Genomic DNA, 26,594 nt, shown 5'->3' with positions numbered 1-26,594 from the left:
GAACGATATTGCCCATAAAAAAACCCGGCCAGCGCCGGGTTCTTTAATCAGGGTACGATCAGCCAATATACTCCAGACCGCCCATATAAGGACGCAGCACGTCCGGGACGGCAATCCGGCCATCGGCCTGCTGATAGTTTTCCAGTACTGCAACCAGCGTACGACCTACCGCCAGCCCCGATCCGTTCAGCGTATGCAGCAGGCGCGGCTTTTTATCACTTTTGCTGCGGCAGCGTGCCTGCATACGACGCGCCTGGAAATCCCACATGTTGGAGCAGGAGGAGATTTCACGGTAGGTATCCTGCGCCGGCAGCCAGACTTCGAGATCGTAGGTTTTCACTGCGCCAAAGCCCATATCACCGGTGCAGAGCAGCACTTTACGGTAGGGAAGATTAAGCAGTTGCAGCACTTTCTCCGCATGTCCGGTCAGCGCTTCAAGTGCATCCATAGAGGTTTCCGGCGCAACGATCTGCACCATCTCAACTTTGTCGAACTGGTGCATACGGATCAGCCCGCGCGTATCGCGCCCGTACGAACCTGCCTCAGAGCGGAAACATGGCGTATGCGCCGTCAGTCTGATTGGCAGACTCTCTTCTTCGACGATTTCATCACGCACCAGATTAGTCAGCGGCACTTCAGCGGTAGGGATCAGCGCATAGTTACTGCTGCCCGCCTCTTCACCCAGCGGTTTGGTGTGAAACAGGTCTTCGCCAAATTTTGGCAGCTGCCCGGTGCCATACAGCGTATCGTGGTTAACCAGATACGGCACATAGGTTTCCAGGTAGCCGTGCTCCTGCGTGTGCAGATCGATCATAAACTGACTCAGGGCGCGATGCAGGCGGGCAATCTGCCCCTGCATTACGATAAAGCGGGAACCGGTCAGTTTAACGGCGGCGGCAAAATCCAGCCCCCTGACCGATTCACCCAGCTCCACGTGATCTTTAACCGGGAAGTCAAACTGGCGCGGTTCCCCCCAGCGACTGATTTCCAGGTTCTCACTGTCATCTTTACCCAGAGGAACGTCATCAGCCGGGAGGTTTGGCAGCGCCAGCGCAAAATCGCGGATCGCATTTTGCAGCACATCCAGTTCAGCTTTAGCCGCATCCAGACGTTCACCCAGCGTATTCACTTCCTGACGCAGCGGCTCGATATCTTCCCCACGGGCTTTTGCCTGACCGATGGATTTGGATCGGGCATTACGCTCAGCCTGCAGATTTTCTGTCTCTACCTGCAGTACTTTACGACGCTCTTCTAAGGAGCGCAGCGTATCCACATCCAGTTTAAATCCCCGGCGTGCCAGTTTTTCTGCGACTGCGTCTGGCTCGTTACGCAGCAGATTGGGATCGAGCATGCTTATCCTGTGTAATAAAAGGTTAATTGAAAAAAAGAGGGGTTGCATCCCACTGGAATGCAATGAATTCCTTGCTCACCTTACCGTAACGCGTTTATCAGCGGTAGCGTTTTATCGGGCTATTTTGATCCTGCTCAGCCAGCCAGGCGAGTTTTTCACCGATCTTCCCTTCCAGTCCGCGCGGCACAGGATGGTAATAACGGACGTCGCGCATTTCCGGCGGAAAAAAGACTTCGCCGGCCGCATAAGCGTTGGGCTCGTCATGCGCATAGCGATAGCTTTTGCCCAGCCCCATCTCTTTCATCAGTTTTGTCGGCGCATTACGCAGATGGTCCGGCACATCATAGTCTGGATGCTCGCGCGCATCGCGCAGCGCCGCTTTGAAAGCCGTGTACACTGCGTTGCTTTTCGGCGCACACGCCAGATAGACAATCGCCTGCGCAATCGCGCGCTCGCCTTCTGCCGGCCCGACGCGCGTAAAGCAGTCCCAGGCTGAGATGGCTACCTGCATTGCACGCGGATCGGCATTGCCGACATCTTCCGAGGCGATAGCCAGCAGGCGCCGTGCGACGTAGAGCGGATCCCCGCCTGCGGTTATGATTCTGGCATACCAGTAGAGCGCCGCGTCGGGCGCAGAGCCGCGCACCGATTTGTGCAGCGCCGAGATAAGATCGTAAAAGCGATCGCCCTGATTATCAAAGCGCGCCGCGCGCTCGCCGGCGACTTCAGTGAGCAACTGCGGCGTCAGCTCCCGTTTACCCTCTGCGTTAACATCTGCCATATCCGCCATCATTTCCAGCGTATTAAGCGCCCGGCGTGCATCACCGCTTACCAATTCGGCGATCATCCGGCGAGTGGCATCAGGCAGCACAATGTCGCTGTCGCCATAACCACGGGTGTTATCCTCCATCGCCTGCGTCAGCACCTGCTCAATATCTTCTGTGGTCAGTGATTTGAGCAGATAAACGCGCGCGCGCGACAGCAGCGCAGAATTGAGTTCAAACGAAGGATTTTCCGTAGTCGCGCCAATAAACGTAATGGTGCCGTCTTCAATGTGCGGCAGAAAGGCATCCTGCTGGCTTTTGTTAAAGCGATGGACCTCATCCACAAACAGGATAGTACGCCGACCGGCATGGCGGTTTTGCCGGGCACGTTCAATCGCTTCACGAATATCCTTTACGCCTGACGTCACCGCTGAAATGCGTTCCACATCAGCGTTGCCGTAGTGCGCGATGATCTCCGCCAGCGTGGTTTTTCCGGTGCCCGGCGGGCCCCACAGGATCATTGAGTGCAGCTGTCCGGCTTCAATCGCCCGCGGCAGCGGTTTACCCAGGGCGAGCAGATGCTGCTGGCCGGTATACTGCTGAAGCGTGGCGGGCCGCATTCTGGCGGCCAGCGGTTTAAACGCATTTGAAGGGGCAAAATCCAGAGAGAGATTACTCAACTCAACCTCACTGACGCTGGTCGTCTACCGTTACCCCTTTTGGTGGCGTAAAGGTAAATTTATCGGGACTGATGGCACCATTTTTCTGGCTCTTCAGCTGGTAGCTGCTGCGCTGGCCATCCTGCTCAATCGCGCTGAACTGATTGATGGTGCCCGATGATGAGACGTTGATGGTGAACTGCTTCAGATTGCCGTCGCTGTTTTTTGGCGTCAGCTCAAAGCTGTCCCCCTGCTGTTTGATATTGTACTGCTGCCAGTCGCTGGGCTGATTGCGCGCGATAAGCATAAAGGGCGTATTGCTGGTGGCATTCTGCAACAGGCTGACGCTGGCCTGTTCGACAAACGGGTTATAGAACCACAGGTTTTTACCGTCAGAGACAATAACGCTCTCATCTGGTGCCGTCATATGCCAGTTAAACAGGCTGGGACGCTTAACCCATAACTCCCCTTCACCATCCTGAACATTAGCGCCGCTGCCGTCGGTCACTTTCTGGCTAAAACTGGCATGGAAGCTGTTTACTTTGTTCAGGCGCTGCTGCAGATCGCCAGAGGCATCTGCCAGTGCAGATGCTGAAACAAAACCGGCCAGCAGGCCACAGGCAATAACGCGTAATTTCATCTGATTCGATTCCTTATTCACTGTTCCTGATACTCACTGCTATTAAACGTAGTTGCCGTATTGTCTCTTCGACAGAAGAAAAAGCCGAAAGGTCCCAAAGATATGGAGATTGCGCAACAGATAAACAATGGGCCAGTTAATAACTGGCCCATGAGGAAAATAGTGCTGTCAGCCGGCGTTACATTTCATGTGGTGGCGGTGAAAGCACCTCGCGGTTACCGTTATGGCCCGGCTCAGAAACAATACCCTGTGCTTCCATCTGCTCAATGATACGTGCCGCACGGTTGTAGCCGATGCGGAACTGACGCTGCACGCCAGAGATAGAGGCACGACGTTTCTCAACCACAAAGGAGACTGCCTGATCGAATAGCGGATCGAGCTCTTCATCACCATCCATACCCCCTGCGCCGCCTTCGCTCTCCTCACCCGCTGTGATGCTGTCAATATACTGCGGGCGTCCGCGCGCTTTCCAGTCCTGCACAACAGCATGAACTTCCTGATCGCGCACGAATGCGCCATGCACGCGTACCGGCATCGAGGAGTTAGGCGGCATGTAGAGCATATCACCCATTCCCAGCAGCGATTCTGCGCCGCCCTGATCGAGAATAGTACGCGAGTCAATTTTACTTGATACCGTAAAAGCGATACGGGTAGGAATGTTGGCTTTAATCAGACCGGTAATAACGTCAACCGACGGACGCTGAGTTGCCAGCACCAGGTGAATACCGGCAGCACGCGCTTTTTGCGCCAAACGCGCTATCAGCTCTTCTACCTTTTTACCCACGGCCATCATCAGGTCGGCAAATTCATCTACCAGCACCACGATGTAAGGCAGTTTCTCCAGCACGGGCGGTGTCATGTCCATGCTGTCTCCCGGCTTCCAGAACGGATCCGGAATCGGACGGCCCATCGCCGCAGCCTGCTCGATTTTTTCGTTATAACCGGCAAGGTTACGTACGCCCAGTGCAGACATCAGTTTGTAGCGACGCTCCATCTCTACCACGCTCCAGCGGAGCGCGTTAGCCGCGTCTTTCATGTCGGTTACCACCTCGGTAAGCAGATGTGGGATCCCTTCATAAACTGACAGCTCAAGCATTTTCGGGTCGATCATAATAAAGCGCACTTCTTCCGGTGTCGCTTTATAGAGCATGCTGATGATCATGGTGTTAACGCCAACCGACTTACCGGAACCGGTGGTACCGGCTACCAGCAGGTGTGGCATTTTTGCCAGATCGGCAACAACAGGCTGTCCGGAAATATCTTTACCCAGCACCACTGACAGAGGAGAGGGGTTATCGCGGAATTTGTCGCAATCCAGCACTTCACGCAGATAGACTGTCTGGCGATGTTTGTTCGGCAGCTCAAGCCCGACATAAGGTTTACCGGGGATGACCTCCACCACGCGCACCGCCACGGCTGACAGCGAACGCGCCAGATCGCGGGAGAGGTTAGAGATCCTTGCTGCTTTAACGCCCGGAGCCAGGTCGAGTTCAAAACGGGTAATCACCGGGCCCGGAGAGATCCCTACCACTTCAGCTTTTACCCGATAGTCCGCCAGGCGTGCTTCTACCAGGCGCGCCGTCTGTTCCAGCGCAAACATATCCACGGGCTCTTCTTCTTCCGGCGGAGCTGTCAGCAGCTCAAGTACCGGAAGCGGCGTCGAAGGTTTCTCCAGTGGTCGTTCATGACGCACCAGGAAAGGGTGAAACAGACTATCCTGCGCCGGAGTAGCCGGTGCGACTGCAGGCTCTGGCTCTGCTGCAAATCCTGTACTGCCCGCTTCACTGTATGAAGGCGGTGGAACGGGTTGTGCGGGCACAGCCGGTTCCGCTACCGGCACGGCGGGCTGCTGCCATTGAACCGCTGGTTCCGCTGCCGGTGCGACTGGCTGCTGCTGCACCGCCGGTTCCGCGGCCGGTACAGCTGGCTGCTGCCACTGAATAGCGGGTTCCGCTGCTGGTGCAACTGGCTGCTGCCGCGGCGCCACAGGTTCTGCTGCCGGTACGGCTGGCTGCTGCCACTGCGCTTCAGGTTCCGGCGTGGCCGCGATAGTAAACAGCGGTTCGCTCGGCGTATCATCAACCAGATCTTTCATGGGTGAGAAGTCAAAAGCAGCCGAGGTATCCAGATTGAACACCGGCGCTTTTTCTTCCTGTGGCGCGCTGTAGCGCTGCTGCTGCTGTGCCGCAAACTGGCTTGCCAGCTGCGCCTGATGCTGCGCCTCTTGATCATCCTCTTCAGTATGCGACTCCCAGCTTTCACCATAGCGCTGCTGCTGCTGTGACTGAAATGCATCACGCAACTGCGCTTCCTGAAGCGCAGCGTCTTCTTCATACTGCGGCTGATGCAGCGTGGCACTCACATCCGGCTGCTGCTGCTCTGCTTCTTCACGCGCTTTCTCTTCTGCCATACGCTGTGAAGGCAGTTTAATTCCATAAGAGGCAAGTTCACGTCGGGTCGGCAGTTTAACTTTGTTGGGTCGCGGCAGCTCCGGACCAATACCCTGCTTTACCTGCGGGTTACGATCGCGCTCAGGCACAATGTCAAAAACAGGCGACAGCGACTCTTCCGCACGCTGTACGGCAGCAGTGGCAGCACCTGTGGCCGCAGCGGCCGTAAATGCAGGGGCAACAGCAGAAAAGCGATCGGCACTTTGCCAGTCGCCCATACGCGGGCCATCTTCATCCTGTACAGCAGGTGACGCGACAGGCTCTTCCGGCAGTTCAAAATGATAGAGGGGTGGCGTCTGTGGTGCTGGCGTGGCGGTCACAACTGGTTGCGATGTGACCGGCTGCGGCACGGCAGCCTGCGTAACTGCTGGCTCCGCCGTCAGTGCAGGTTCTGCTACAGGAGCCGGAGCGGGCGGCGCCTGACGGGCAGCTTCACTCACTGCAGAAAGTGCCGCAGCGGTTGCGCTGGACGCTTTGGCCAGCAGGGGTTCACTGGCCAGCTCAGCAGCAAGTGCAGGCGCGGGCGTTCGCGGCGCAGCCAGCAGCACGTCCTCTTCGTCAGCAGCCTGAAGCGCTACAGCCGGACGCGCTGGAACATCCGCGTCCTCATCATACTCATCTTCTTCCCAGCGATCGTCATGACGAGAGCGGTTACTGGCGAACGTCAGCACGCCCATTACCACGCTCCCGATTTTTTCAGCGATAGCGAGCCATGACCAGCCAGTATAGAGCGTGATACCTGCAGCCCAGATACAGAGCAGCGTCAGCGTGCCGGTTGCACCATGAAGCCACGGCGCCATAGCATTGCTGACCAGACTGCCGATAACACCGCCTGAGGCGAAGTACCAGATATCATCCACATTCAGCGCAGCCAGGCCGCAGGTAGTCACCACCAGCGCCAGCACGCCTATCAGACGTAATCCAACGGCAAAATAGTCGATATAATCCTGCCGATCGCGCTGACGAAAAGTGATCCAGCACAGGCCCAGGATAACGGGTGGAATGGCATAGGCCATCACGCCAAAGATAAACAGCAAAGTATCTGCCAGCCAGGCGCCAACGCTACCCCCGATATTATGGATAGGTTCATGCCATGCGGTCTGAGACCAGCTGGGATCGGAAGGGTTAAAACTCACCAGTGACACCATCAGATAGATGGCGAACAGGGCTACAAGGATGAGCAACGCCTCGAGCAGACGACGTCCACTGCTCAGCGGTTGTAACGAAACATCTTTATCTTCTGTGTATTCCTGGCTCAAGAGAACTCTCCAGGTGCCTGTAAAATAAGAAGGCAACAGCGCCGGAAGAGCCCGACGCTGGTCCTGTATGAATTCACAGGAGTGTACCTAAATCCTGCACGCTTTGCACCTTCCCTGCGTTAGCGGGTTTTAATGACCAGCCGGTTACTCTGTTTAACCTCTTCCATCACGACATAGGTACGGGTGTCGTTTACGCCTGGCAGGCGCAGCAAGGTTTCTCCCAGCAGTTTGCGATAGGCAGACATATCAGGCACGCGGGTTTTCAGCAGATAGTCAAAGTCACCGGAAACGAGGTGACACTCTTGAGTTTCCTCAAGTTTTTGCACTGCGGCGTTAAATTGCTCAAACACGTCAGGGGCACCGCGATTCAGAGTAATCTCAACAAACACCAGCAGGGATGCATCAAGATAGTGGGGGTTGAGCTGCGCGGTGTAGCCCAGGATAAAGCCCTGTCGCTCCAGACGGCGAACACGCTCAAGGCATGGCGTTGGCGAAAGGCCTACGCGCTTGGAAAGCTCAACATTGGAGATACGGCCATCTTTTTGCAGTTCATTCAGGATATTTCTGTCGATACGATCCAGATCTTTTCCGGGGCGCTTTTTATTGTCTACCATTATTATTGTCTCTCTTAATTCCTTCCCTATGCCTGCCACACCCTGAAAAATGCGTATTTCAGAGCCTTACTGAATTGAAGACCATAAGCCTGTGCAGTCACGCACCATCCGTATGACGCATGCTGTCTGTCCACATCATGCGTCATTACCAATGTCAGGCTGAGATTTTCTGACGCCGCCGCGCAAAACAGTGATGAATTACCATTCTGAACCGTCAGAGACTCTCTGCTTCTTCCAATGTTTTCGCAAATGCGCAGGCGATTGTCAAAGTAAAACATCTAAATTCAGTACAAGATGCCAGATACCGTGCTGGAGCCCTGTTTTTAAATGATATTTTCAGGGCAGTGATGTCATTTATTTACTCAGAATGCACTCTTTTAGCGCAACGCTGCAGCAAAGATACGTTTCATCGTCTACGCCGCTTGCAGCAATTGCTAACAAAATGGTGCAAAGCTTTTTTTGCTGTCCTAATTTCCCTACAATCAAAATCACTGTTGTCAGAAACACACTGAGGAATGCATGAGTACGGCCAAACACAGCAAACTGCTTATCCTGGGCTCAGGCCCAGCCGGTTATACCGCTGCAGTTTATGCGGCACGCGCTAACCTGAATCCGGTGCTGGTTACCGGTCTGGAAAAGGGCGGCCAGCTTACGACGACCACCGAAGTTGAAAACTGGCCAGGCGACCCGCACGACCTGACCGGGCCGTCGCTGATGGAGCGTATGCATGCGCATGCCGAAAAATTCAATACCGAAATCCTGTTCGATCATATTCATACCGTTGATCTGCAGCAGCGCCCTTTTCGCCTGACCGGTGACAGCGGCGAATATACGGCGGACGCTCTGATTATTGCGACGGGCGCATCGGCACGCTATCTGGGTCTGCCTTCTGAAGAGGCGTTTAAGGGCCGGGGCGTCTCTGCCTGTGCAACCTGCGACGGATTTTTCTATCGCAACCAGAAAGTTGCGGTAATCGGCGGAGGCAATACTGCTGTTGAAGAGGCGCTGTACCTTGCCAACATCGCGTCTGAGGTGCACCTGATCCACCGCCGTGACACCTTCCGCGCAGAGAAGATTCTGATCGACCGGCTGATGGAAAAAGTGCGCAGTGGCAATATTGTGCTGCATACGCACCGTACGCTGGAAGAAGTGACCGGTGACCAGATGGGTGTGACTGGCGTGAAGCTGCTGGCAACTAACGGTGAGCCTGCAGAATCACTTGAGGTAGCAGGCCTGTTTGTGGCGATTGGTCATAGCCCAAACACCGCCATTTTCGAGGGCCAGCTGGCGCTGGAGAATGGCTACATTAAAGTACAGTCCGGCCTGCACGGTAACGCGACCCAAACCAGTATTCCGGGCGTCTTTGCCGCAGGTGATGTCATGGATCATACCTATCGTCAGGCGATTACATCAGCCGGCACCGGCTGTATGGCTGCGCTGGATGCAGAGCGCTATCTCGATGGTCTGGTTAAAAACGATCGGTAAGTTGTTAATAATCTGATCATAATTATATAAAGGCGACCTGTTCAGGTCGCCTTTTTTATATACAGCGTGCTAAAGTGCTGCCGATCGCAATAACCTGATACTTTATCCGGGTTTCGCCCTGATTCAGAAGAGCAGACGACAGTATGAACAGATCACGGCAACAGACAGTGCTGAGCTGGTTACGGCAGCAGCGAGCTTCTGGCGCAAATGCCCTGCGGCTGGCTGCACTATGCGGTTTTGCCTCCGCAATCATCCTTATTGCGCAGGCGTGGCTGATGGCTACGCTACTGCACCAGCTCATCGTGTCTCATCAGCCCCGTTCGGCGCTGGTTGCTCAGTTTCTGCTATTGCTGCTCTGCTTTCTGTTGCGCGCCGGTTTTAACTATGGACGGGAGATGGCGGGATTCCGCGCCGGTCTTGCTATCCGGCGGGCGCTGCGGCGGCAACTGCTTGATCGTCTTGATGCGCTTGGGCCTGCCTGGATACAGGGCAAACCTGCGGGCAGCTGGTCAACGCTGCTGCTTGAACAGATTGAGCAAATGCAGGATTACTATGCACGCTATCTGCCACAAATGACGCTGGCAGTGGTTATTCCCTGTGCAATTCTGATTGCCATATTTCCCGTCAACTGGGCTGCAGGGTTGATTCTGCTGGTTACCGCACCGCTGATCCCGCTGTTTATGGCGCTGGTTGGCATGGGTGCAGCGGATGCCAGCCGGCGTAACTTTCTCGCGCTATCGCGGCTGAGCGGTGATTTTTACGACCGTCTGCGCGGACGCGAAACGCTGCGTTTGTTCCACCATGCGGCGGCTGAAGAACAGGCTATTGCTGCCAGCACCGCTAGTTTTCGTCAGCGGACGATGGAAGTGCTGCGTCTCGCGTTTCTCTCTTCAGCGGTACTGGAGTTTTTTGCCTCGCTGGCCATTGCCGTTGTTGCCGTCTACTTTGGCTTCTCTTACCTTGGCGAATTTGATTTCGGCCATTACGGCACCGGCGTAACGCTGTTTGCCGGCTTTCTTGCGCTGATCCTTGCACCGGAGTTTTTCCAGCCGCTGCGCGATCTGGGCACCTTTTATCACGCTAAAGCGCAGGCGACAGGCGCGGCAGATGCGCTGGAAACGTTCCTGCATGCGTCGCCGGACGTTCCGCAACCGGAGGCGGTTCGTCCATGGTGTGAAAACGCCCCTCTGACGCTGACCGCAGAAAATCTGGTGGTGATGAGTGCCAGCGGCCATGCGCTGACGCAGCCGCTTAATTTCACTTTGCACGCAGGCTGCCGGATTGCACTGGTTGGTGAAAGTGGCGCAGGTAAAACCGTGCTGATGAATGCGCTGCTTGGTTTCCTGCCCTGGCAGGGGACGCTACGGGCTAACGGCGTGGATCTGCGCTATATCGAGCGTGCAAGCTGGCAGCGACAACTTGCCTGGGTGGGGCAAAACCCACAGCTGCCCGCAAGAACGCTGCGCGATAACCTGATGCCGGAGCAATCCGCTGATGAGAGCAGGCTGCAGGCTGTATTGGCACAGGCAGGCGTGAGCGACTTTCTGGCTGGCCTCCCGCTGGGGCTGGATACGCCGACCGGCGATGATGGGGTCGGACTTTCCGTCGGTCAGGCACAGCGGATTGCGGTTGCCCGTGCGCTGCTGAAGCCGGCAAAACTGCTGCTGCTGGATGAGCCCGGTTCAGGTCTGGATAGTACCAGTGAATACCATGTTATGCAGGCGCTTAACCAGGCGGCACGGCAGCAGACGACGCTGATGATCACGCATCAGCTGCACGATCTGGCGCAGTGGGATGCGGTGTGGGTTATGCAGCAGGGTGCACTGGTACAGCAGGGAAGCTGGCAGCAGCTCAGCACTCAGCCCGGGCTGCTGCAGGAGATGATACGGCAACGTCAGCAGGAGGATTCACTGTGCGTTCATTAATGCCTTTTTTGCGTCTGTTCCGGCAGCATCCCTGGCGCCTGGGATTAGGGATCGCGCTGGCTATCTTTACCCTGCTGGCTAGTGTGAGCCTGCTTACGCTCTCCGGCTGGTTTCTTGCTGCCTCCTCGCTGGCAGGTATGGCCGGGCTCTACACCTTCAACTATATGCTGCCGGCAGCAGGCGTGCGCGGTGCCGCGATTATACGTACCGCAGCGCGTTATTTTGAGCGTCTTGTCAGTCATGATGCCACCTTTCGGGTGCTGCAGCATCTGCGTGTATATACTTTCAGGCGCCTGATGGCACTGGCGCCTGAGCAGCTGTCGCGCTTTCGCCACGGCGAGCTGCTGAACCGCTTTGTCAGCGATGTTGATACGCTCGACCATCTCTATCTGCGCGTTATTTCGCCTCTGGCCGGTGCAGCGGTGGTTATTATCGTTGTAACCGGCGGTCTGTCCCTGCTCAACCTGCCCCTGGCGCTGATTTTAGGGGGCAGCATGCTGCTGACCCTGCTGATACTGCCCGCCGCGTTCTGCTATTTTGGTCAGACTGCCGGCGCGCGCATCGCCCGTTCGCAGGCGAGCTGGCGCCTGCAGCTTGCCTGCTGGCTCATGGCACAGGCTGAACTGCAGATCTATGGTGCGGCAACGGCCTGGCGTCAGCGGCTGGACAGTGAAGAGCGGCAGTGGCAGCACGCGCAGCAACAGCAGCATCACCTGCAGGCGTTTGCACAGAGCCTGCTGCTGCTGATAGCCGGTCTGACCGTAACGCTGCTGCTGTGGGTTTCAGCTGACACTGTCGGGGGCGCAACGATTGCGCTGTTTCTGTTTTGCGGTCTGGCGGCGTTTGAAGCGCTGGCACCGGTTGCCGGCGCGTTTCTGCCGCTGGCGCAGGTCAGCAGCGCCGCACAGCGCGTGCAGGAAATCATTGACCAGCCGCCGGCCATCCATTTTCCGCCGCGTATGCAGGACGCAGGGCCGGAAATGCGTCTGGTACTGGATGACATCTCATTTAGCTATCCGCAACGCCCGGAGCCGGTATTACAGCATTTTTCACTGCGGCTGCAGCCGGGCGAACGTATTGCCCTGCTCGGCCCGACCGGCTGTGGCAAATCGACCCTGCTGGCGCTTATCACCCGCAGCCGGGAAGCCACCGCGGGTCATATCTGTCTTAATGATATTCTGCTCTCAGAGTGGGATGAGCGCAGCCTGCGGCAGCGTATCAGCGTGGTAACACAGCGCGTGCATCTTTTCAGCCAGACGCTGCGCGATAACCTGTTACTGGCGCGCCCGGCGGCCAGCGATAGCGAGCTGACTGCCGCGCTGGTTCAGGCTGGACTCGGCTTTCTGGCCGAGCAGCCTGACGGACTGGATAGCTGGATGGGTGAAGGCGGCAGGCCGCTGTCCGGCGGCGAACTGCGGCGCCTGGCCATCGCGCGTGCCCTGCTGCATAACGGCGACCTCTGGCTGCTGGATGAGCCTACCGAAGGGCTGGATGCCACGACTGAGCAGCAGATCCTGCAGTTACTGCTGCGGGTCAGCGAGGGTAAGACGCTGATCGTGGTAACCCATCGCCTGCAGGGCCTGGAAAGGATGGACCGCATCTGCGTGATGGATCAGGGCACCATTGTGGAATCGGGTTCGCATGACGAATTAATCTCAAAAGCGGGTCGCTACTGGCGTTTCCGGCAGCGCTTTGCGTTATAGTCTGGAGATGACGCTTTTGGGTAGCTGATGCCATGAGACTGGTACAACTTTCACGTGATTCACTGCACTTTCCACCGCCGGAAATGGCGCTGCGCGAACCAAATGGTTTGCTGGCTATGGGCGGAGATCTCTCGCCTGCGCGTTTGATTAATGCGTACCAGCACGGTATTTTTCCCTGGTTTTCGCCCGGCGACCCGATCCTCTGGTGGTCGCCCGATCCGCGAGCCGTGCTGATGCCAGATGCGTTTCATCTCAGCCGGAGCATGGCGCGTTTTCACCGGCGCTCTCCCTATCGCGTTACCATGAATCACGCGTTTGCGCAGGTGCTTGAAGGCTGCGCCACCGGGCGTCAGGAGGGAACGTGGATCACCTTCGAAGTCAAGCGTGCCTGGCTGCGGCTATATGAGCTGGGCCATGCGCACTCTATCGAAGTGTGGCATGAAAATAGCCTGGCTGGCGGCATGTATGGTCTGGCGCTCGGACAGATGTTTTGCGGAGAATCGATGTTCAGCCGACAGGAAAACGCGTCTAAAACCGCGTTATGGGTCTTTTCACAACACTTCCGTGCCCACCAGGGAAAACTCATTGATTGCCAGGTGCTGAATCCCCACACCGCATCACTTGGGGCAACAGAAATCCCGCGTGCTGACTATCTGCAGGCGCTAAAAAAACTGGCGTGGCAGCCGGTTACTGAGGGATGCTGGCAAACGCAGACCCTTTTTTAGCCCTGCCCGCAGATGTTTTGCACACAAATCTACATAAAAGTGATACAATAAGCGAGTTTGGTATGTCGTCCGCGCTTCGCTGTGGCGAGCCGGAATTGCCAGGCTGGGAATCTCACCTGTTCCTGAAACTGTTTCATCCGTGCCTGCCGGGCCGGTTGCTGCAGATTCTTAGCCCGCTAATCCCCCGCAGACGTCAACAACACCCGAATTTATCCGTACTGCACGCGCTATAGCGCGACGCACGGCGAAGCGTTGGCAAAAACAGCCAACGTTTCTTTACATAAATCATGGAATTCGGCATTATCTTGCCGGTTCAACAGTTTGGTAGTTCACCCAGAGGATTCGATGGCCAAAGAAGACAATATTGAAATGCAGGGTACCGTACTGGATACGTTACCTAACACCATGTTCCGCGTAGAGCTTGAAAACGGGCACGTGGTTACCGCTCATATCTCCGGTAAAATGCGCAAAAACTATATCCGCATCCTGACGGGTGACAAAGTCACTGTTGAGTTGACCCCGTACGACCTGAGCAAAGGCCGCATTGTCTTCCGCAGTCGCTAAGCTGCTGCACACGTCGCGGGCTGGTTAAGTTTCCAGCCGCAAAAAAAAGGCCGGATAATTATCCGGCCTTTTGTTTTCCTGGTCAGGCGTTAGTGCACAGTCCCTTCCGTTTTACGCTTTTCAGCGCTCAGGAAGTGATAAGTAAGCTGGTTTTTATCTTTATCCAGCCCCACCGACACCGAGCCCCCATCCACCAGTGAACCAAACAGCAGTTCATTGGCCAGCGGTTTTTTCAGGCTTTCCTGCACTGTACGCGCCATCGGACGCGCACCCATTGCTTTATCGTAGCCTTTTTCTGCCAGCCAGTCGCGCGCGTCATCGCTCACTTCCAGTGAAACACCTTTTGCGTCCAGCTGCGCCTGCAGTTCAACAATAAACTTATCGACTACCTGATGGATCACCTCAGCAGAGAGATGACGGAACCAGATAATGTTGTCGAGACGGTTGCGGAACTCTGGCGTAAAGATCTTTTTAATCTCTTCCATCGCATCCGTACTGTTATCCTGCTGAATCAGGCCGATCGACTTACGTTCGGTTTCGCGTACGCCAGCATTGGTGGTCATGACCAGCACCACATTGCGGAAGTCCGCTTTACGCCCGTTGTTGTCGGTCAGCATACCGTTATCCATAACCTGCAGCAGCAGGTTGAAGACATCCGGGTGCGCTTTCTCAATTTCATCCAGCAGCACAACCGCGTGCGGATGCTTGATAACCGCATCCGTTAACAGACCGCCCTGGTCAAAGCCCACGTAGCCTGGAGGTGCACCAATCAGGCGGCTGACCGTATGGCGCTCCATGTATTCCGACATATCGAAACGCAGCAGCTCAATGCCCAGCGCTTTAGCCAGCTGTACGGTGACTTCTGTTTTACCTACCCCGGTCGGACCGGCGAACAGGAAAGAGCCTACCGGCTTGCGATCCTGACCCAGGCCAGCGCGGCTCATTTTAATCGCTTCGGTCAGCGCCTCAATTGCATTATCCTGACCAAACACCAGCATTTTCAGACGGTCGCCCAGATTTTTCAGCGTATCACGATCGGTGGCCGACACGCTCTGTTCCGGAATACGTGCAATTCGCGCCACTACCGATTCAATGTCAGAAACATTAACGGTTTTCTTACGCTTGCTCACCGGCACCAGACGTGCCCGCGCACCCGCTTCATCAATCACATCAATCGCCTTATCCGGCAGATGACGGTCGTTGATATATTTCACCGCCAGCTCGACTGCTGCGCGCACGGCCTTAGCGGTATAACGCACGTCGTGATGCGCTTCATATTTCGGCTTCAGTCCATTGAGGATCTGCACGGTCTCTTCGACCGAGGGTTCAGTAATATCAATTTTCTGGAAGCGGCGCGCCAGTGCGCGATCTTTCTCGAAAATATTGCTGAACTCCTGATAAGTTGTGGAACCCATCACGCGGATTTTGCCGCTGGAGAGCAGTGGCTTAATCAGGTTAGCGGCATCCACCTGCCCGCCCGACGCCGCACCGGCACCGATGATGGTATGAATTTCATCAATAAACAGGATGCTGTTGTTATCCTGTTCCAGCTGTTTGAGCAGCGCTTTAAACCGCTTTTCAAAATCGCCGCGATATTTGGTGCCCGCCAGCAGAGAGCCGATATCCAGTGAATAGATAGTGCACTCTTTCATTACTTCCGGTACGTCACCCTGCACAATACGCCAGGCGAGCCCTTCGGCAATAGCGGTTTTACCCACGCCGGATTCCCCCACCAGCAGCGGATTGTTTTTACGCCGGCGACACAGCACCTGCACGGCGCGCTCCAGCTCTTTGTCGCGACCAATAAGCGGGTCAATGCCGCCAACGCGAGCAAGCTGATTAAGATTGGTGGTGAAGTTTTCCATACGCTCCTCCCCGCCTGCCTGCTCTTCATTGACCGGGTTATCCGCATTACTCTGCGACTGACCGGGCTCATCTTTACGCGTGCCGTGAGAGATGAAATTCACCACATCAAGACGGCTGATTTCATGTTTGCGCAGCAGATATGCCGCCTGCGACTCCTGCTCGCTGAAAATAGCGACCAGAACGTTAGCGCCTGCTACTTCGCTGCGACCGGAAGACTGAACGTGGAATACCGCACGCTGCAGTACGCGCTGGAAGCTGAGCGTAGGTTGCGTATCGCGCTCCGCTTCGCCTGCCGGCAGCACCGGTGTGGTTTGTTCGATGAAGGCTTCGAGTTCCTGACGCAGAGCCACAATATCCACCGTACAGGCTTCCAGTGCCTCTCTGGCCGACGGGTTGCTGAGCAGCGCCAGCAACAGATGTTCGACGGTCATAAACTCGTGACGGTGCTCGCGCGCTCTGGCGAAAGCCATGTTTAAACTGAGTTCCAGTTCTTGATTGAGCATTTGGCACCTCCCCCAATTATCGCTCTGACTGCCTGTTTCCTATATGGAGACAGGTTCAGGCTTTTTCCAGCGTACACAGCAAAGGATGTTGATTCTCTCTGGCATAGTTGTTCACCTGCGCAGCTTTTGTTTCTGCTACTTCAGCGGTGAAAACACCGCAGACTGCCTTTCCATGATAGTGAACTTTCAGCATCAGTTGCGTGGCGCGTTCAATATCATAAGAAAAGAACTTTTGCAGAACGTCAATAACAAATTCCATAGGTGTATAATCGTCATTATTCAGGATGACTTTATACATTGAAGGCGGCTTTAACCCTTCACGTACTTTGTCTTCGGCCAGGTGTTCAAAATTAAGCCAGTCGTTTGTGTTTGCCATAATCATCCATTGGAATTCTGCGTTGCGGTCATGCATTTTAGCCTGCAGTAACCTGAAGTTTAACACGTCTGTCAAGACGGGTTTGCTATCGCTGCTATCGGTACGAAAAGCAGATGCGCGACTTGTATCACAAAATTCTCAATAGCGTTAACTGCCTCAAATTTTGATGAATTTCTGCCCACGCATCCGGGCCGATTGCTTGACGATAAGGTCCGTTTCTCTACATTCTACATGCACAAGCTGATTGAGTTTTAAACAACCTCGACTCACAGCTGCGATGACCTCACCTACTTATCAGAATGTCTTGCGAGGGAAGTAAAAGCATGGAGACGGGTACTGTTAAATGGTTCAACAACGCCAAGGGCTTCGGCTTTATTTGTCCGGTTGGCGGTGGCGATGACATCTTTGCGCACTACTCTACCATTCAGATGGAGGGTTACAGAACGCTTAAAGCGGGTCAGCACGTTCAGTTTGACGTTCACGAAGGACCAAAAGGCAACCATGCCAGTCTGATTGTTCCCTGTGAGGCGGCGTTGCTTTCCTGACCTGTGCAGCGCGGTTATTGTGACCACTCCGCGCCTGAAATGCCAGCCGGTAACGCTGGCATTTTACTTTTTCCCCTACCCTGCACGTCGCTGTGCCAGCAGTTTTACCTGACTAAACAGCTCCCTGAACAGCGACGGGATGGCCTGCGGGCCGCGCTCACCGGCCGCCAGCGCCACGGCGATAGCCAGCTCAGGCTTGGAGCTATGATGGATCGCCTGAGTAATAATACGCCGTGGCGTCATCGCAATGTTTAACGGCAGGTGCGCCATTTGGTGATAGACCGCGCGAAATCCGTGCTGATAGAGGAAATGTTCAATGTCGGCTGCCGGAAACTGCGTCAGATGCACCTCCGCCTTTTCGTGGATCAGCAGCTGGCTGCGGGTCGCGGCCGCATATTTCTTTCCTGCCTCATCGCCATCGGTCAATACATGCCAGGCAATTCCCATACGCCGGGCAAACTTCAGCAGCGGCTTCAGGCCGGCCTGGGCAAACTCGATCACCCGGATCCCTTCTGCTGCAAAATGATCGCCCTGCTGCCGCGCCAGTTCATTAACGATCCATACCTCAGTCTCGCCCTCCACCAGTAACCAGCAGCGGGCAAACAGTGCAGCAGGTCGATTGACGCGAATATGAAACGCGATACGCCGGTGATCCTCCGCGCTCAGTCCCGCTTCACCGATACGCCATGCCACCACGCGGCTCGCTTCGCGCACCAGACGACAGAGATTTTCCAGCGGCGTCTGGGAGACCAGTTCACCTGAATTAGTGGTAACCAGTCGCTGTAGCGGCAGCAGCGTCAGTAAATTCCAGGTCACTGAAAGCATTATCGGATGCAGCCGCGTTTCAGGATCTTCGACCAGCAGAACAGGCTGTGCGCCGGCTGGCAGCGCACTGCTGCCAGGGAGCAGTGCCAGCAGTCGCAGCTGCACCTCGCGACGATGCTCAGCACTGGCCCCTGCCAGCAGCCGGTTAACCGCATCCAGCGCCTGCCAGCCTGCGCTGCCATCGCGCAGCTCCGGTGCCATTCGTGGGTGACTGACGCCGGGTTGCTGAACAAGAAAATAGTGCGCCATAAGCTGCTGCATTGTCTGTACCCCCTGCCGCAGTACCTCATCGCTCAGTGCCTGCCCGCCAGCTGCGCGATTGAGCTGCTGTAACACCGCCTGCAGCGCCTGCAGACCCGGATCCCGCCCGTCACCGCCGGGTTCGCGCGTCCGGTGACGCTGACCGAACCGCGCGTCGCGTAAACGCAGCACCGGATGATGCTGCCGCAGCCAGCCTATCGCCGCCTTTGTCGGCTCCTGCGCCAGCAGCTGATTATGCACGTCGATAAAGCGCCAGCTGCTTTTTACGCCGTCCGCTTTACAGGTGGCCCGCAAACTGAAGCGCAGATAATATCCCTGCTCATCGCGCTGCCAGAAAGGCTGCAGCAGGGTATTTTCCCGCTCTGCTTCGCTGGCGCGAAAGCGCACCACTATCTGTAATGTGCGCCAGCGTGCCGCCGGATTTGCAGGCGGAAAATGGAAATCGTCTTCGCTGAGGGCCGCCTGCCCGCCGCACGGATCCAGCATAAGTGAAAACGCATCAAGCAGGCTTGACTTGCCCCAGGCGTTTTCGCCGATCAGAAGATTCGTCATGGTAAGCGGCAGTGAGAGCTGATTAATGCCACGAAAGCCGCTGATATCAATATGATCCAGAATCATGGGATTATCCTGTTCAGAGATTGCCTGAGCATGGTGTACGGTTGCACAGGGGTCAAGGCGCAGATTATCGGCAAAGGGTGATTTACAGCGTGTGCTTTTTTGATTAGCGTGGCGTCCTTTTCCCACGGACGGATGTTCGCTATGTATGGTCTGATGATTATTTTGCTGCCGCTGATTGCCGGTTATTTGCTGCATCTGCAGCAGCCAGCACTGTTACGCACGGTGGCGCGGTTGCTGAGTGCGCTGGTCTATATCATTCTGTTTTTCATGGGTGTAAGCCTGGCATTTCTGGATAATCTCAGCGCGAATTTGCTCACCATCTTCTACACCGCTTTTATCTGTACCCTCTCGATTCTCGCCTGTTCGCTGCTGGCATTCTGGCTGCTTGAGCAGCGTCTGCCGTGGCGGCATCCGCATAAAGCGCAGGCGCTGCCCTCGCGTCTTGCGATGGCACTGGATTCACTCAAACTCTGTGGCTCGGTGCTGGGCGGGTTTCTGCTCGGATTGTCGCAATGGGCTCCGCTGCGCCATGCGGCCACCGTCAGCGAATATGCCCTGATCCTGATGCTGTTTCTGGTGGGCGTTCAGCTGCGCAGCAGCGGCATGACGCTGCGGCAGATTACGCTTAACCGGCGTGGTGCGCTGGTGGCGGGCGTGTCACTGGCTGGGGCGCTCGCCGGAGGCGCGCTGGCCGCTGTCTGCCTTGGATTGCCGCTGAAAACCGGCCTCGCGCTGGCCAGCGGCTTTGGCTGGTATTCGCTTTCCGGCATTCTGATGACGGACGCATTTGGTCCGGTTATCGGCAGCGCGGCGTTCTTTAACGACCTGCTGCGTGAACTGATCACAATTATGCTGATCCCGCTGCTTATCACCCGGCATCGCAGCATGACGCTGGGCCTGAGCGGCGCCACCTCCATGGATTTTACCCTGCCAATTCTGCAGCGCGCCGGCGGCATGGAGATTGTTCCTGCGGCCATTGTGCACGGGTTTATCATGAGCCTGCTCGCGCCGGTGCTGATCGCTTTTTTTTCCGCCTGACCGGTCTGCAGCGCACTTTTTCACGGCAGGCGTGCAGCGGCGTCGTCTACGCTTTCTGACGGAAAGATTTTTGCCATCAGCATAGATGGCCCCCATCAGAAAGGAGCAAACGATGAAACAAACTGTGGCCGCCCTGCTGGCACACACGCTGGAGAGCGCAGGCGTAAAACGTATCTGGGGTGTAACCGGTGATTCGCTTAACGGCCTGAGTGACAGCCTGAACCGCATGGGCACCATTGAATGGATGCCGACGCGGCATGAAGAGGTCGCCGCGTTTGCCGCCGGTGCGGAAGCGCAAATCAGCGGCGAACTGGCGGTCTGCGCCGGCTCCTGCGGTCCTGGTAACCTGCACCTGATTAACGGGTTGTTTGACTGTCATCGTAACAACGTACCGGTACTGGCCATTGCTGCTCATATCCCTTCCAGCGAAATCGGCAGCGGCTATTTTCAGGAGACGCACCCGCAGGAGCTGTTTCGTGAATGCAGCCACTACTGTGAGCTGGTTTCTAATCCTGAGCAGCTGCCGCAGGTGCTGGGCATTGCCATGCGCAAAGCGATCCTCAACCGCGGCGTCTCTGTGATCGTACTACCGGGTGACGTGGCGCTGCAGCCCGCCCCGAAGAGTGCGCGCAGCGAATGGTATCCGCCGCAGCTGCCGCAGGTTGTGCCCGCCGCAGCGGAGCTTGCCACCCTGGCGGAAACGCTCAACGGCGCAGGCAATATTACGCTGATGTGCGGCAGCGGCTGCGCCGGTGCCCATGCTGAAGTTGTCGCCCTGGCGGAACGGCTTAAGGCGCCGGTAGTGCATGCGCTGCGTGGCAAAGAACATATTGAATATGACAACCCGTACGATGTTGGCATGACCGGGCTGATTGGTTTCTCTTCCGGCTATCACGCCATGATGAATGCCGACACCCTGATCCTGCTCGGCACGAAATTCCCCTATCGTGCCTTCTACCCTGCCAGCGCGCGTATCATTCAGATCGATATCAACCCCGGCAGCCTGGGCGCGCACAGCCACGTGGATATGCCGCTGGTGGGTGACGTTAAAGCCACGATCCAGGCACTGCTGCCGCAGCTTGAGGTGCATGACGATCGCCATCACCTTGACCGTGCGCTGGAGCACTACGCTGACGCCCGCAAGAGTCTTGACGATCTGGCAACCGCAAACGACAACCAGGCGATTCATCCCCAGTATCTGGCACAGCAGATCAGCCGCTACGCCGCTGACGATGCCATCTTTACCTGCGACGTCGGCACGCCCACCGTCTGGGCTGCACGTTACCTGCAGATGAACGGTAAGCGACGCCTGCTGGGATCGTTTAATCACGGCTCTATGGCCAATGCGATGCCGCAGGCGCTGGGTGCCCAGGCTATCGACAGAGAACGTCAGGTGGTGGCGCTGTGCGGCGACGGGGGCTTCAGTATGCTGATGGGAGACTTTATCTCGGTAGCGCAGCTGAAACTGCCGGTGAAGCTGGTGATTTTCAACAACAGCGTGCTGGGTTTTGTGGCAATGGAGATGAAAGCAGGCGGTTACCTTACCGACGGCACCGACCTGGAAAATCCTGATTTTGCTGCGATTGCCGCCGCCTGCGGCATTAAAGGTATCCGGGTTGAAAAAGCGTCAGAACTCAATGCGGCGCTGGAACAGGCTTTTGCGCATGATGGTCCGGTTCTGGTGGATGTGCACACGGCTAAAGAGGAGCTGTCGATGCCACCGCAGATCAAAGCCGAACAGGCAAAAGGGTTCAGTCTCTATATGCTGCGCGCTATCCTCAACGGACGCGGCAATGAGATCACCGAGCTGGCGAAAACCAACTGGCTGCGGTAAAAACAAGGCTCCTGCCGGACAGGCAATGATGCGGGCGAGCAGCCCGCTTTTTCTTTCAGGAGAGCCCCGTGATCGATTTGCGCAGTGATACCGTAACCCGCCCGAGTGCGGCGATGCTGGACGCCATGATGAACGCCGCAACCGGAGATGACGTCTATCGTGACGATCCTACGGTCAACGCACTGGAAGCAGAGGCGGCGGCGATGAGCGGCAAAGCAGCCGCGCTGTTCTTTCCTACCGGTACCCAGGCAAATCTGGTGGCGCTGCTGTGCCACTGCCAGCGCGGCGATGAGTATATTGTGGGCCAGCAGGCGCACAACTATAAATATGAAGCGGGCGGCGCGGCGGTGCTGGGCAGCATTCAGCCTCAGCCGATCCTTGCTGCGGACGATGGCACACTGCCGCTGGCGGACGTTGCCGCTGCGATCAAGCCGGATGATATCCATTTTGCCCGTACCCGCCTGCTGAGTCTGGAAAACACGCATCACGGCAGGGTACTGCCGCTCAGCTATCTGGAGCAGGCGTGGCACTTCACCCGTGAACGCGGGCTGGCGCTGCACATTGATGGTGCGCGTATCTTTAATGCCGTGGTGGCACAGCAGGTGACGCTGGCAGAAATTGCACGCTACTGCGATACGCTGACTATCTGCCTGTCAAAAGGGCTGGGCACCCCGGTAGGCTCACTGCTGTGCGGCGACAGCGCTTATATTGAGCAGGCGCGGCGCTGGCGTAAAATGACCGGTGGCGGGATGCGCCAGGCGGGTATTCTGGCGGCGGCCGGGCGTTATGCGCTGCAGCACAACGTGACCCGGCTGCAGGACGATCATGATAACGCCGCGTGGCTGGCGGACCAGCTGCGTGCGCTGGGCGTGGAAGTCATAAGCCAGCAGACAAATATGCTGTTTGTGCAGGTTCCGCCCGGGCAGACAGATGCGCTGCAGCGCTGGATGCACGCCGCGAATATCCTGATTAGCATCGGCCCCCGGACGCGCATGGTGACTCACCTGGATGTATCCCGTGCCGATCTGCAGCAGGTGGTCGCACGCTGGCAGGCGTTTCTTCAGTCAGCGGCCTGACAGCTAGCGCGCCGCACCGTACTGTGCCAGCAGCGCCCGGGCTATCGCCAGCGTCTCTGCGTCAGCAATACCGCGATAGTCGTGCGGCCGGAAGTGCATCTGAAAGGCTGCAATCAGCCGGCGCTGCTTCTCAGGCGTTGTCGCGCCCGCCACGTCATAGCCATACCGCTGCAGCGCTGCCAGCAGCGGCTGCGGATCCACAACGGTGCTGGCGGACTGCCCCGCCAGATAGCGGGCCGTAATCGCCGGATCGGGCCAGGCACCTATCCCCCGGGCGGCCAGCTGCTGCCAGGGAAAGAGCGGACCCGGGTCCTGCTTGCGCTGCGGCGCAATATCGCTGTGGCCCACGATATTTTCGGGCGCAATACCGTAACGCTGCTGCAGATCGCGCAGCAGCGCTGTCAGCACGGTAATTTGATCGGGTGTATAAGGCTGCCACGTTAGCCCGGTCAGCGTACGCTGATAGCCCGCATTGACTATCTCAATGCCCACTGAGGTGTCATTAATGCGGGTAGCCCCGCGCCAGAAACTGGGTCCGGCATGCCAGGCAAGCTGCTGCTCCGGCACCAGCTGCCAGACTACTCCCCTGCCCGCTTTCTGTGGCGGCTGACGCGGAATAAGGTAGTGTGCACTGACCTGCCGATCGGTCAGGGTTGCCAGCGAAGAAGAGAAATCGTCTGCGGTGTAGTGGATCACCACGACTTTGATGCGCGGTCGCGCGCCCTGCGCCGGATGCGCTGTATCGGCCCAGTACCCCTGACGCGCTTCCATTGAAGAGTGACAGGCGCTGAGCAGCAGCGCCATGACCACGATCAGCAGGAATCGCATCAGCGCACGATCACCGCAGTGCCGGAGACGCTGACCATCAGCATGCTGCTGTCTTTGCCGACGGTTTCGTAGTCAATATCGATCCCCACTACCGCATTAGCGCCCAGCGCTTTCGCCTGATCGCCCAGCTCTTTAAACGCAATCTCACGCGCCTTGCGCAGCTCTTTTTCATAGGCCCCCGAACGTCCGCCTACGATATCGCGGATGCCGGCAAAGAAATCACGAAAAATATTGGCACCTAAAATCGCCTCGCCGGTAACCACGCCGCAGTATTCGGTAATGCTGTGGCCTTCCAGAGTTGGTGTCGTCGAAAATTTCATAGTTATCTCCTGAAGATGTCGATGGGACCCGCACGCATGGTGCTGAAAAAGCACGACTATACTCTATGCTAAAACCCATGCTTTGCCACAGAACAATAAGGAACCGGAGATGAGAATCAAAGCCCTTGCACTGCTGGCATCAGCAGTAACGCTGCTGAGCGCCTGTACCACTGTAGAGCCGGTTATCAGGGATAATGGCCCGCGCAGTGCGGCCTGTATTGATGGCGGGCCGGATAGCGTGGCGCAGCAGTTTTACGATTTGCGCGTAAATGCTCCTTCAGCGGGCCTGCCCGATCGCGCGCTGCTGGCCAGATATCGCCCTTATCTGAGCGATCATCTTTATCAGACGCTGCTACAGGCGCGGGAAAAGCGCAATCAGCCGGCAGAGTGGCGTCAGGGCGATCTCTTTTCCAGTCTGGCTCAGGGGCCGGCCGCCGCTAATGTAGAGAGCGCTTCTTCAATCCCCAATCGCGATGCGCGAAATATTCCGTTGCGCGTCACGCTAACGCGCGGCGATAAACAGTGGCGCGATGAAGTGCTGATGATCCGTGAAGGAGAGTGCTGGGTGGTGCAGGATGTGCGCTATATGGCAGCGTGGCCGCACGCCGGCGGTGGCTCACTCAGCCAGCTGCTGGAGCAGAAAAAATAGCGCGTTTTTTTGTTATCCTGTTCACACATTAGGGCGCCGCATCGGTATAGAGCCCCTGACCGGTGTTAACGTCGGGCGTAACCGTAGTGCAACCCCCGTCTGACGCAGGCCGCACAATTTTCTGCTGCACCGGACCGGATAACGCGCTGTTTAATAAATTTTAAGTCACTTGATTTGCATAACTATGCCGGGAACGTTAAGATTCGCGGCATTATTTGCTCTCTATTTTCCGCGCATGAGTATTCAATTAAACGCTATTAACTGCTTTTACGGTGCCCATCAGGCGCTGTCTGACATTAACCTGGAGTGTCCGCAGGGAGAGACGCTGGTGCTGCTTGGTCCCAGCGGTGCCGGGAAAAGCTCACTCCTGCGCGTGCTCAATCTGCTGGAGCTGCCGCGTTCCGGCACGCTGCAGATTGCCGGCAACCAGTTTGACTTTACCAGGCCCCCCACTGACAGCGCCATTCGCGAGCTGCGTCAGAACGTGGGTATGGTATTTCAGCAATACAATCTCTGGCCGCACCTTACGGTTATGCAGAACCTCACTGAAGCCCCGTGTCGCGTACTGGGTCTCTCAAAAGAGGCGGCGCGCGCACGTGCCGATAAGCTGCTGGAGCGTCTGCGCCTGACGCCTTATGCCGATCGTTTTCCGCTGCATCTCTCCGGTGGTCAGCAGCAGCGCGTGGCGATCGCCCGTGCGCTGATGATGGAGCCGCAGGTGCTGCTGTTTGATGAACCTACCGCCGCGCTCGATCCGGAAATTACCGCGCAGATCGTGACGATTATTCGCGAACTGGCACAAACGCAAATCACGCAGGTTATTGTGACCCATGAGGTTGAAGTGGCGCGCAAAACGGCCAGCCGCGTGGTTTATATGGAGAATGGTCACATCATTGAACAGGGTGATGCCAGCCGCTTTACACAGCCGCAAACCGACGCGTTTGCACACTATCTTTCGCACTAAGTCAGGATGCTAATAATGAAAAAAGTTGTACTTGCTGCCCTGCTCACCACGCTGAGCCTGAGCGCTTCTGCTGCACAGACGCTGCGTTTCGCTACTGAAGCCTCTTACCCGCCGTTTGAGTTCGTTGACGCTGAAAACAAAATTCAGGGATTTGACGTCGATCTGGCCAATGCGCTGTGTAAAGAGATGGATGCAACCTGCACATTTACTAATCAGGCTTTCGATAGCCTGATCCCCAGCCTGAAATTCCGCCGTTTCGACGCGGTGATGGCCGGCATGGATATCACACCAGAACGTGAAAAGCAGGTGCTGTTCAGCAAGCCTTACTATGACAACTCTGCCACCTTTATTGCGCAGAAAGGCAAACTGGCTGATGTGGCTGCCCTGAAAGGCAAGCGCGTTGGCGTGCAGAACGGCACTACTCATCAGAAGTTCCTGACCGACAAGCATAGCGATATCACTATCGTGCCTTACGACAGCTATCAGAACGCCGTACTGGATCTGAAAAATGGCCGTATTGACGCTGTCTTTGGGGATACTGCCGTGGTCAATGAGTGGCTGAAGCAGAACGCAACGCTGGCGCCGCTGGGTGAAAAAGTCACGGATAAAGATTACTTCGGAACCGGTCTGGGCATCGCCGTACGTCAGGGTAACGCTGAGCTGCAGAGTAAGTTCAACGCGGCGCTGGATAAGATCAAAGCTGACGGCACGTATAAAACTATCTACAGCAAATGGTTCCAGCAGTAATCTCT

The 26,594-nt window shown here is 56.5% G+C and carries 22 protein-coding genes; 12 read left to right on the top strand and 10 right to left on the bottom strand.

Features of this window, described 5'->3' with window-relative positions:
- Positions 1-58 precede the first annotated feature (58 nt).
- From serS to lrp, 5 genes are all read right to left on the bottom strand, one after another.
- Positions 59-1,351, bottom strand: coding sequence for a serine--tRNA ligase (gene serS / locus SB719_RS09655; protein WP_293005059.1), 1,293 nt, complete (start codon positions 1,349-1,351; stop codon positions 59-61).
- A 97-nt stretch (positions 1,352-1,448) separates the two neighbouring features.
- On the bottom strand, positions 1,449-2,795 hold the full coding sequence (locus tag SB719_RS09650; RefSeq protein WP_412159173.1) for a replication-associated recombination protein A: 1,347 nt from the start codon (positions 2,793-2,795) through the stop codon (positions 1,449-1,451).
- A 7-nt stretch (positions 2,796-2,802) separates the two neighbouring features.
- Entirely contained in the window at positions 2,803-3,414 is a 612-nt protein-coding gene (gene lolA, locus SB719_RS09645) for an outer membrane lipoprotein chaperone LolA (RefSeq protein ID WP_065649708.1), read from the bottom strand.
- Positions 3,415-3,592: 178 nt separating this feature from the next.
- Complete coding sequence (locus SB719_RS09640) at positions 3,593-7,123, bottom strand: DNA translocase FtsK 4TM domain-containing protein (protein ID WP_412159172.1); 3,531 nt, start codon at positions 7,121-7,123, stop codon at positions 3,593-3,595.
- 119 nt (positions 7,124-7,242) lie between these two features.
- A complete protein-coding gene (gene lrp / locus SB719_RS09635) occupies positions 7,243-7,737 on the bottom strand; it encodes a leucine-responsive transcriptional regulator Lrp (RefSeq protein WP_006118610.1) in 495 nt (164 codons plus the stop codon).
- 519 nt (positions 7,738-8,256) lie between these two features.
- Here lrp and trxB point away from each other — a divergent pair.
- The 5 genes from trxB to infA all read left to right on the top strand — a co-directional run bounded on the left by trxB (position 8,257) and on the right by infA (position 14,139).
- Positions 8,257-9,222: a thioredoxin-disulfide reductase gene (gene trxB / locus SB719_RS09630; RefSeq protein WP_065649710.1), complete on the top strand. Its 966-nt coding sequence runs from the start codon at positions 8,257-8,259 to the stop codon at positions 9,220-9,222.
- A 143-nt stretch (positions 9,223-9,365) separates the two neighbouring features.
- Complete coding sequence (gene cydD, locus SB719_RS09625) at positions 9,366-11,147, top strand: heme ABC transporter permease/ATP-binding protein CydD (protein ID WP_412159171.1); 1,782 nt, start codon at positions 9,366-9,368, stop codon at positions 11,145-11,147.
- On the top strand, positions 11,135-12,850 hold the full coding sequence (cydC, locus tag SB719_RS09620) for a heme ABC transporter ATP-binding protein/permease CydC (RefSeq protein ID WP_412159170.1): 1,716 nt from the start codon (positions 11,135-11,137) through the stop codon (positions 12,848-12,850). The genes cydD and cydC overlap by 13 nt, the downstream gene beginning before the upstream one ends.
- Before the next feature lie 32 nt (positions 12,851-12,882).
- Positions 12,883-13,575 (top strand): leucyl/phenylalanyl-tRNA--protein transferase, encoded by a 693-nt coding sequence (gene aat, locus SB719_RS09615; protein WP_293005049.1) that lies wholly within the window; start codon positions 12,883-12,885, stop codon positions 13,573-13,575.
- Positions 13,576-13,920: 345 nt separating this feature from the next.
- Entirely contained in the window at positions 13,921-14,139 is a 219-nt protein-coding gene (gene infA, locus SB719_RS09610) for a translation initiation factor IF-1 (RefSeq protein WP_002211347.1), read from the top strand.
- 89 nt (positions 14,140-14,228) lie between these two features.
- Here the strand turns inward: infA and clpA are convergent, their stop codons facing one another.
- On the bottom strand, positions 14,229-16,508 hold the full coding sequence (clpA, locus tag SB719_RS09605; RefSeq protein ID WP_065649714.1) for an ATP-dependent Clp protease ATP-binding subunit ClpA: 2,280 nt from the start codon (positions 16,506-16,508) through the stop codon (positions 14,229-14,231).
- A gap of 55 nt (positions 16,509-16,563) precedes the next feature.
- On the bottom strand, positions 16,564-16,884 hold the full coding sequence (gene clpS, locus SB719_RS09600) for an ATP-dependent Clp protease adapter ClpS (RefSeq protein ID WP_039385772.1): 321 nt from the start codon (positions 16,882-16,884) through the stop codon (positions 16,564-16,566).
- Positions 16,885-17,207: 323 nt separating this feature from the next.
- Here clpS and cspD point away from each other — a divergent pair, with 323 nt between their 5' ends.
- A complete protein-coding gene (gene cspD, locus SB719_RS09595) occupies positions 17,208-17,429 on the top strand; it encodes a cold shock-like protein CspD (RefSeq protein WP_065649715.1) in 222 nt (73 codons plus the stop codon).
- A gap of 75 nt (positions 17,430-17,504) precedes the next feature.
- Here the strand turns inward: cspD and SB719_RS09590 are convergent, their stop codons facing one another.
- Positions 17,505-19,133: a DUF2813 domain-containing protein gene (locus SB719_RS09590; protein ID WP_412159169.1), complete on the bottom strand. Its 1,629-nt coding sequence runs from the start codon at positions 19,131-19,133 to the stop codon at positions 17,505-17,507.
- A gap of 141 nt (positions 19,134-19,274) precedes the next feature.
- Here SB719_RS09590 and SB719_RS09585 point away from each other — a divergent pair, with 141 nt between their 5' ends.
- The 3 genes from SB719_RS09585 (at position 19,275) to ltaE (ending at position 23,081) form a co-directional block, all read left to right on the top strand.
- Complete coding sequence (locus tag SB719_RS09585) at positions 19,275-20,171, top strand: lysine exporter LysO family protein (protein ID WP_292972345.1); 897 nt, start codon at positions 19,275-19,277, stop codon at positions 20,169-20,171.
- Between the two features lie 112 nt (positions 20,172-20,283).
- Complete coding sequence (gene poxB, locus SB719_RS09580) at positions 20,284-22,005, top strand: ubiquinone-dependent pyruvate dehydrogenase (RefSeq protein WP_065649718.1); 1,722 nt, start codon at positions 20,284-20,286, stop codon at positions 22,003-22,005.
- A 68-nt stretch (positions 22,006-22,073) separates the two neighbouring features.
- Positions 22,074-23,081 (top strand): low-specificity L-threonine aldolase, encoded by a 1,008-nt coding sequence (ltaE, locus tag SB719_RS09575; RefSeq protein WP_065649719.1) that lies wholly within the window; start codon positions 22,074-22,076, stop codon positions 23,079-23,081.
- A 3-nt stretch (positions 23,082-23,084) separates the two neighbouring features.
- Here the strand turns inward: ltaE and SB719_RS09570 are convergent, their stop codons facing one another.
- Positions 23,085-23,909 carry an N-acetylmuramoyl-L-alanine amidase gene (locus SB719_RS09570; protein ID WP_313065767.1) on the bottom strand — a complete coding sequence of 275 codons (825 nt, stop codon included), beginning with the start codon at positions 23,907-23,909 and terminating at the stop codon, positions 23,085-23,087.
- Positions 23,909-24,229 (bottom strand): heavy metal-binding domain-containing protein, encoded by a 321-nt coding sequence (locus SB719_RS09565; protein WP_039383506.1) that lies wholly within the window; start codon positions 24,227-24,229, stop codon positions 23,909-23,911. Before SB719_RS09565 ends, SB719_RS09570 begins: the two co-directional genes overlap by 1 nt.
- 109 nt (positions 24,230-24,338) lie before the next feature.
- On the opposite strand from SB719_RS09565, the gene SB719_RS09560 reads away from it, so the two are divergent.
- From SB719_RS09560 to artJ, 3 genes are all read left to right on the top strand, one after another.
- On the top strand, positions 24,339-24,878 hold the full coding sequence (locus SB719_RS09560; RefSeq protein WP_412159168.1) for a lipoprotein: 540 nt from the start codon (positions 24,339-24,341) through the stop codon (positions 24,876-24,878).
- 235 nt (positions 24,879-25,113) lie between these two features.
- Positions 25,114-25,842: an arginine ABC transporter ATP-binding protein ArtP gene (gene artP / locus SB719_RS09555; protein ID WP_293004870.1), complete on the top strand. Its 729-nt coding sequence runs from the start codon at positions 25,114-25,116 to the stop codon at positions 25,840-25,842.
- A gap of 15 nt (positions 25,843-25,857) precedes the next feature.
- On the top strand, positions 25,858-26,589 hold the full coding sequence (gene artJ / locus SB719_RS09550) for an arginine ABC transporter substrate-binding protein (protein WP_304233612.1): 732 nt from the start codon (positions 25,858-25,860) through the stop codon (positions 26,587-26,589).
- Positions 26,590-26,594: the final 5 nt, after the last annotated feature.

Source organism: Pantoea sp. SIMBA_079 (assembly GCF_046940275.1).
GTDB lineage: Bacteria > Pseudomonadota > Gammaproteobacteria > Enterobacterales > Enterobacteriaceae > Pantoea > Pantoea borealis.
The sequence above is the reverse complement of the archived record's forward strand: the minus strand, read 5'-3'. Positions and strand labels throughout refer to the sequence as shown.

Excerpts from the sequence above, each read along its gene's own strand:
- serS (WP_293005059.1), bottom strand. The coding sequence starts at position 1,351 with ATGCTCGATCCCAATCTGCTGCGTAACGAGCCAGACGCAGTCGCAGAA.
- lolA (WP_065649708.1), bottom strand. The coding sequence starts at position 3,414 with ATGAAATTACGCGTTATTGCCTGTGGCCTGCTGGCCGGTTTTGTTTCA.
- lrp (WP_006118610.1), bottom strand. The coding sequence starts at position 7,737 with ATGGTAGACAATAAAAAGCGCCCCGGAAAAGATCTGGATCGTATCGAC.
- trxB (WP_065649710.1), top strand. The coding sequence starts at position 8,257 with ATGAGTACGGCCAAACACAGCAAACTGCTTATCCTGGGCTCAGGCCCA.
- cydD (WP_412159171.1), top strand. The coding sequence starts at position 9,366 with ATGAACAGATCACGGCAACAGACAGTGCTGAGCTGGTTACGGCAGCAG.
- aat (WP_293005049.1), top strand. The coding sequence starts at position 12,883 with ATGAGACTGGTACAACTTTCACGTGATTCACTGCACTTTCCACCGCCG.
- infA (WP_002211347.1), top strand. The coding sequence starts at position 13,921 with ATGGCCAAAGAAGACAATATTGAAATGCAGGGTACCGTACTGGATACG.
- clpA (WP_065649714.1), bottom strand. The coding sequence starts at position 16,508 with ATGCTCAATCAAGAACTGGAACTCAGTTTAAACATGGCTTTCGCCAGA.
- clpS (WP_039385772.1), bottom strand. The coding sequence starts at position 16,884 with ATGGCAAACACAAACGACTGGCTTAATTTTGAACACCTGGCCGAAGAC.
- cspD (WP_065649715.1), top strand. The coding sequence starts at position 17,208 with ATGGAGACGGGTACTGTTAAATGGTTCAACAACGCCAAGGGCTTCGGC.
- SB719_RS09590 (WP_412159169.1), bottom strand. The coding sequence starts at position 19,133 with ATGATTCTGGATCATATTGATATCAGCGGCTTTCGTGGCATTAATCAG.
- SB719_RS09585 (WP_292972345.1), top strand. The coding sequence starts at position 19,275 with ATGTATGGTCTGATGATTATTTTGCTGCCGCTGATTGCCGGTTATTTG.
- poxB (WP_065649718.1), top strand. The coding sequence starts at position 20,284 with ATGAAACAAACTGTGGCCGCCCTGCTGGCACACACGCTGGAGAGCGCA.
- SB719_RS09570 (WP_313065767.1), bottom strand. The coding sequence starts at position 23,909 with ATGCGATTCCTGCTGATCGTGGTCATGGCGCTGCTGCTCAGCGCCTGT.
- SB719_RS09565 (WP_039383506.1), bottom strand. The coding sequence starts at position 24,229 with ATGAAATTTTCGACGACACCAACTCTGGAAGGCCACAGCATTACCGAA.
- SB719_RS09560 (WP_412159168.1), top strand. The coding sequence starts at position 24,339 with ATGAGAATCAAAGCCCTTGCACTGCTGGCATCAGCAGTAACGCTGCTG.
- artP (WP_293004870.1), top strand. The coding sequence starts at position 25,114 with ATGAGTATTCAATTAAACGCTATTAACTGCTTTTACGGTGCCCATCAG.
- artJ (WP_304233612.1), top strand. The coding sequence starts at position 25,858 with ATGAAAAAAGTTGTACTTGCTGCCCTGCTCACCACGCTGAGCCTGAGC.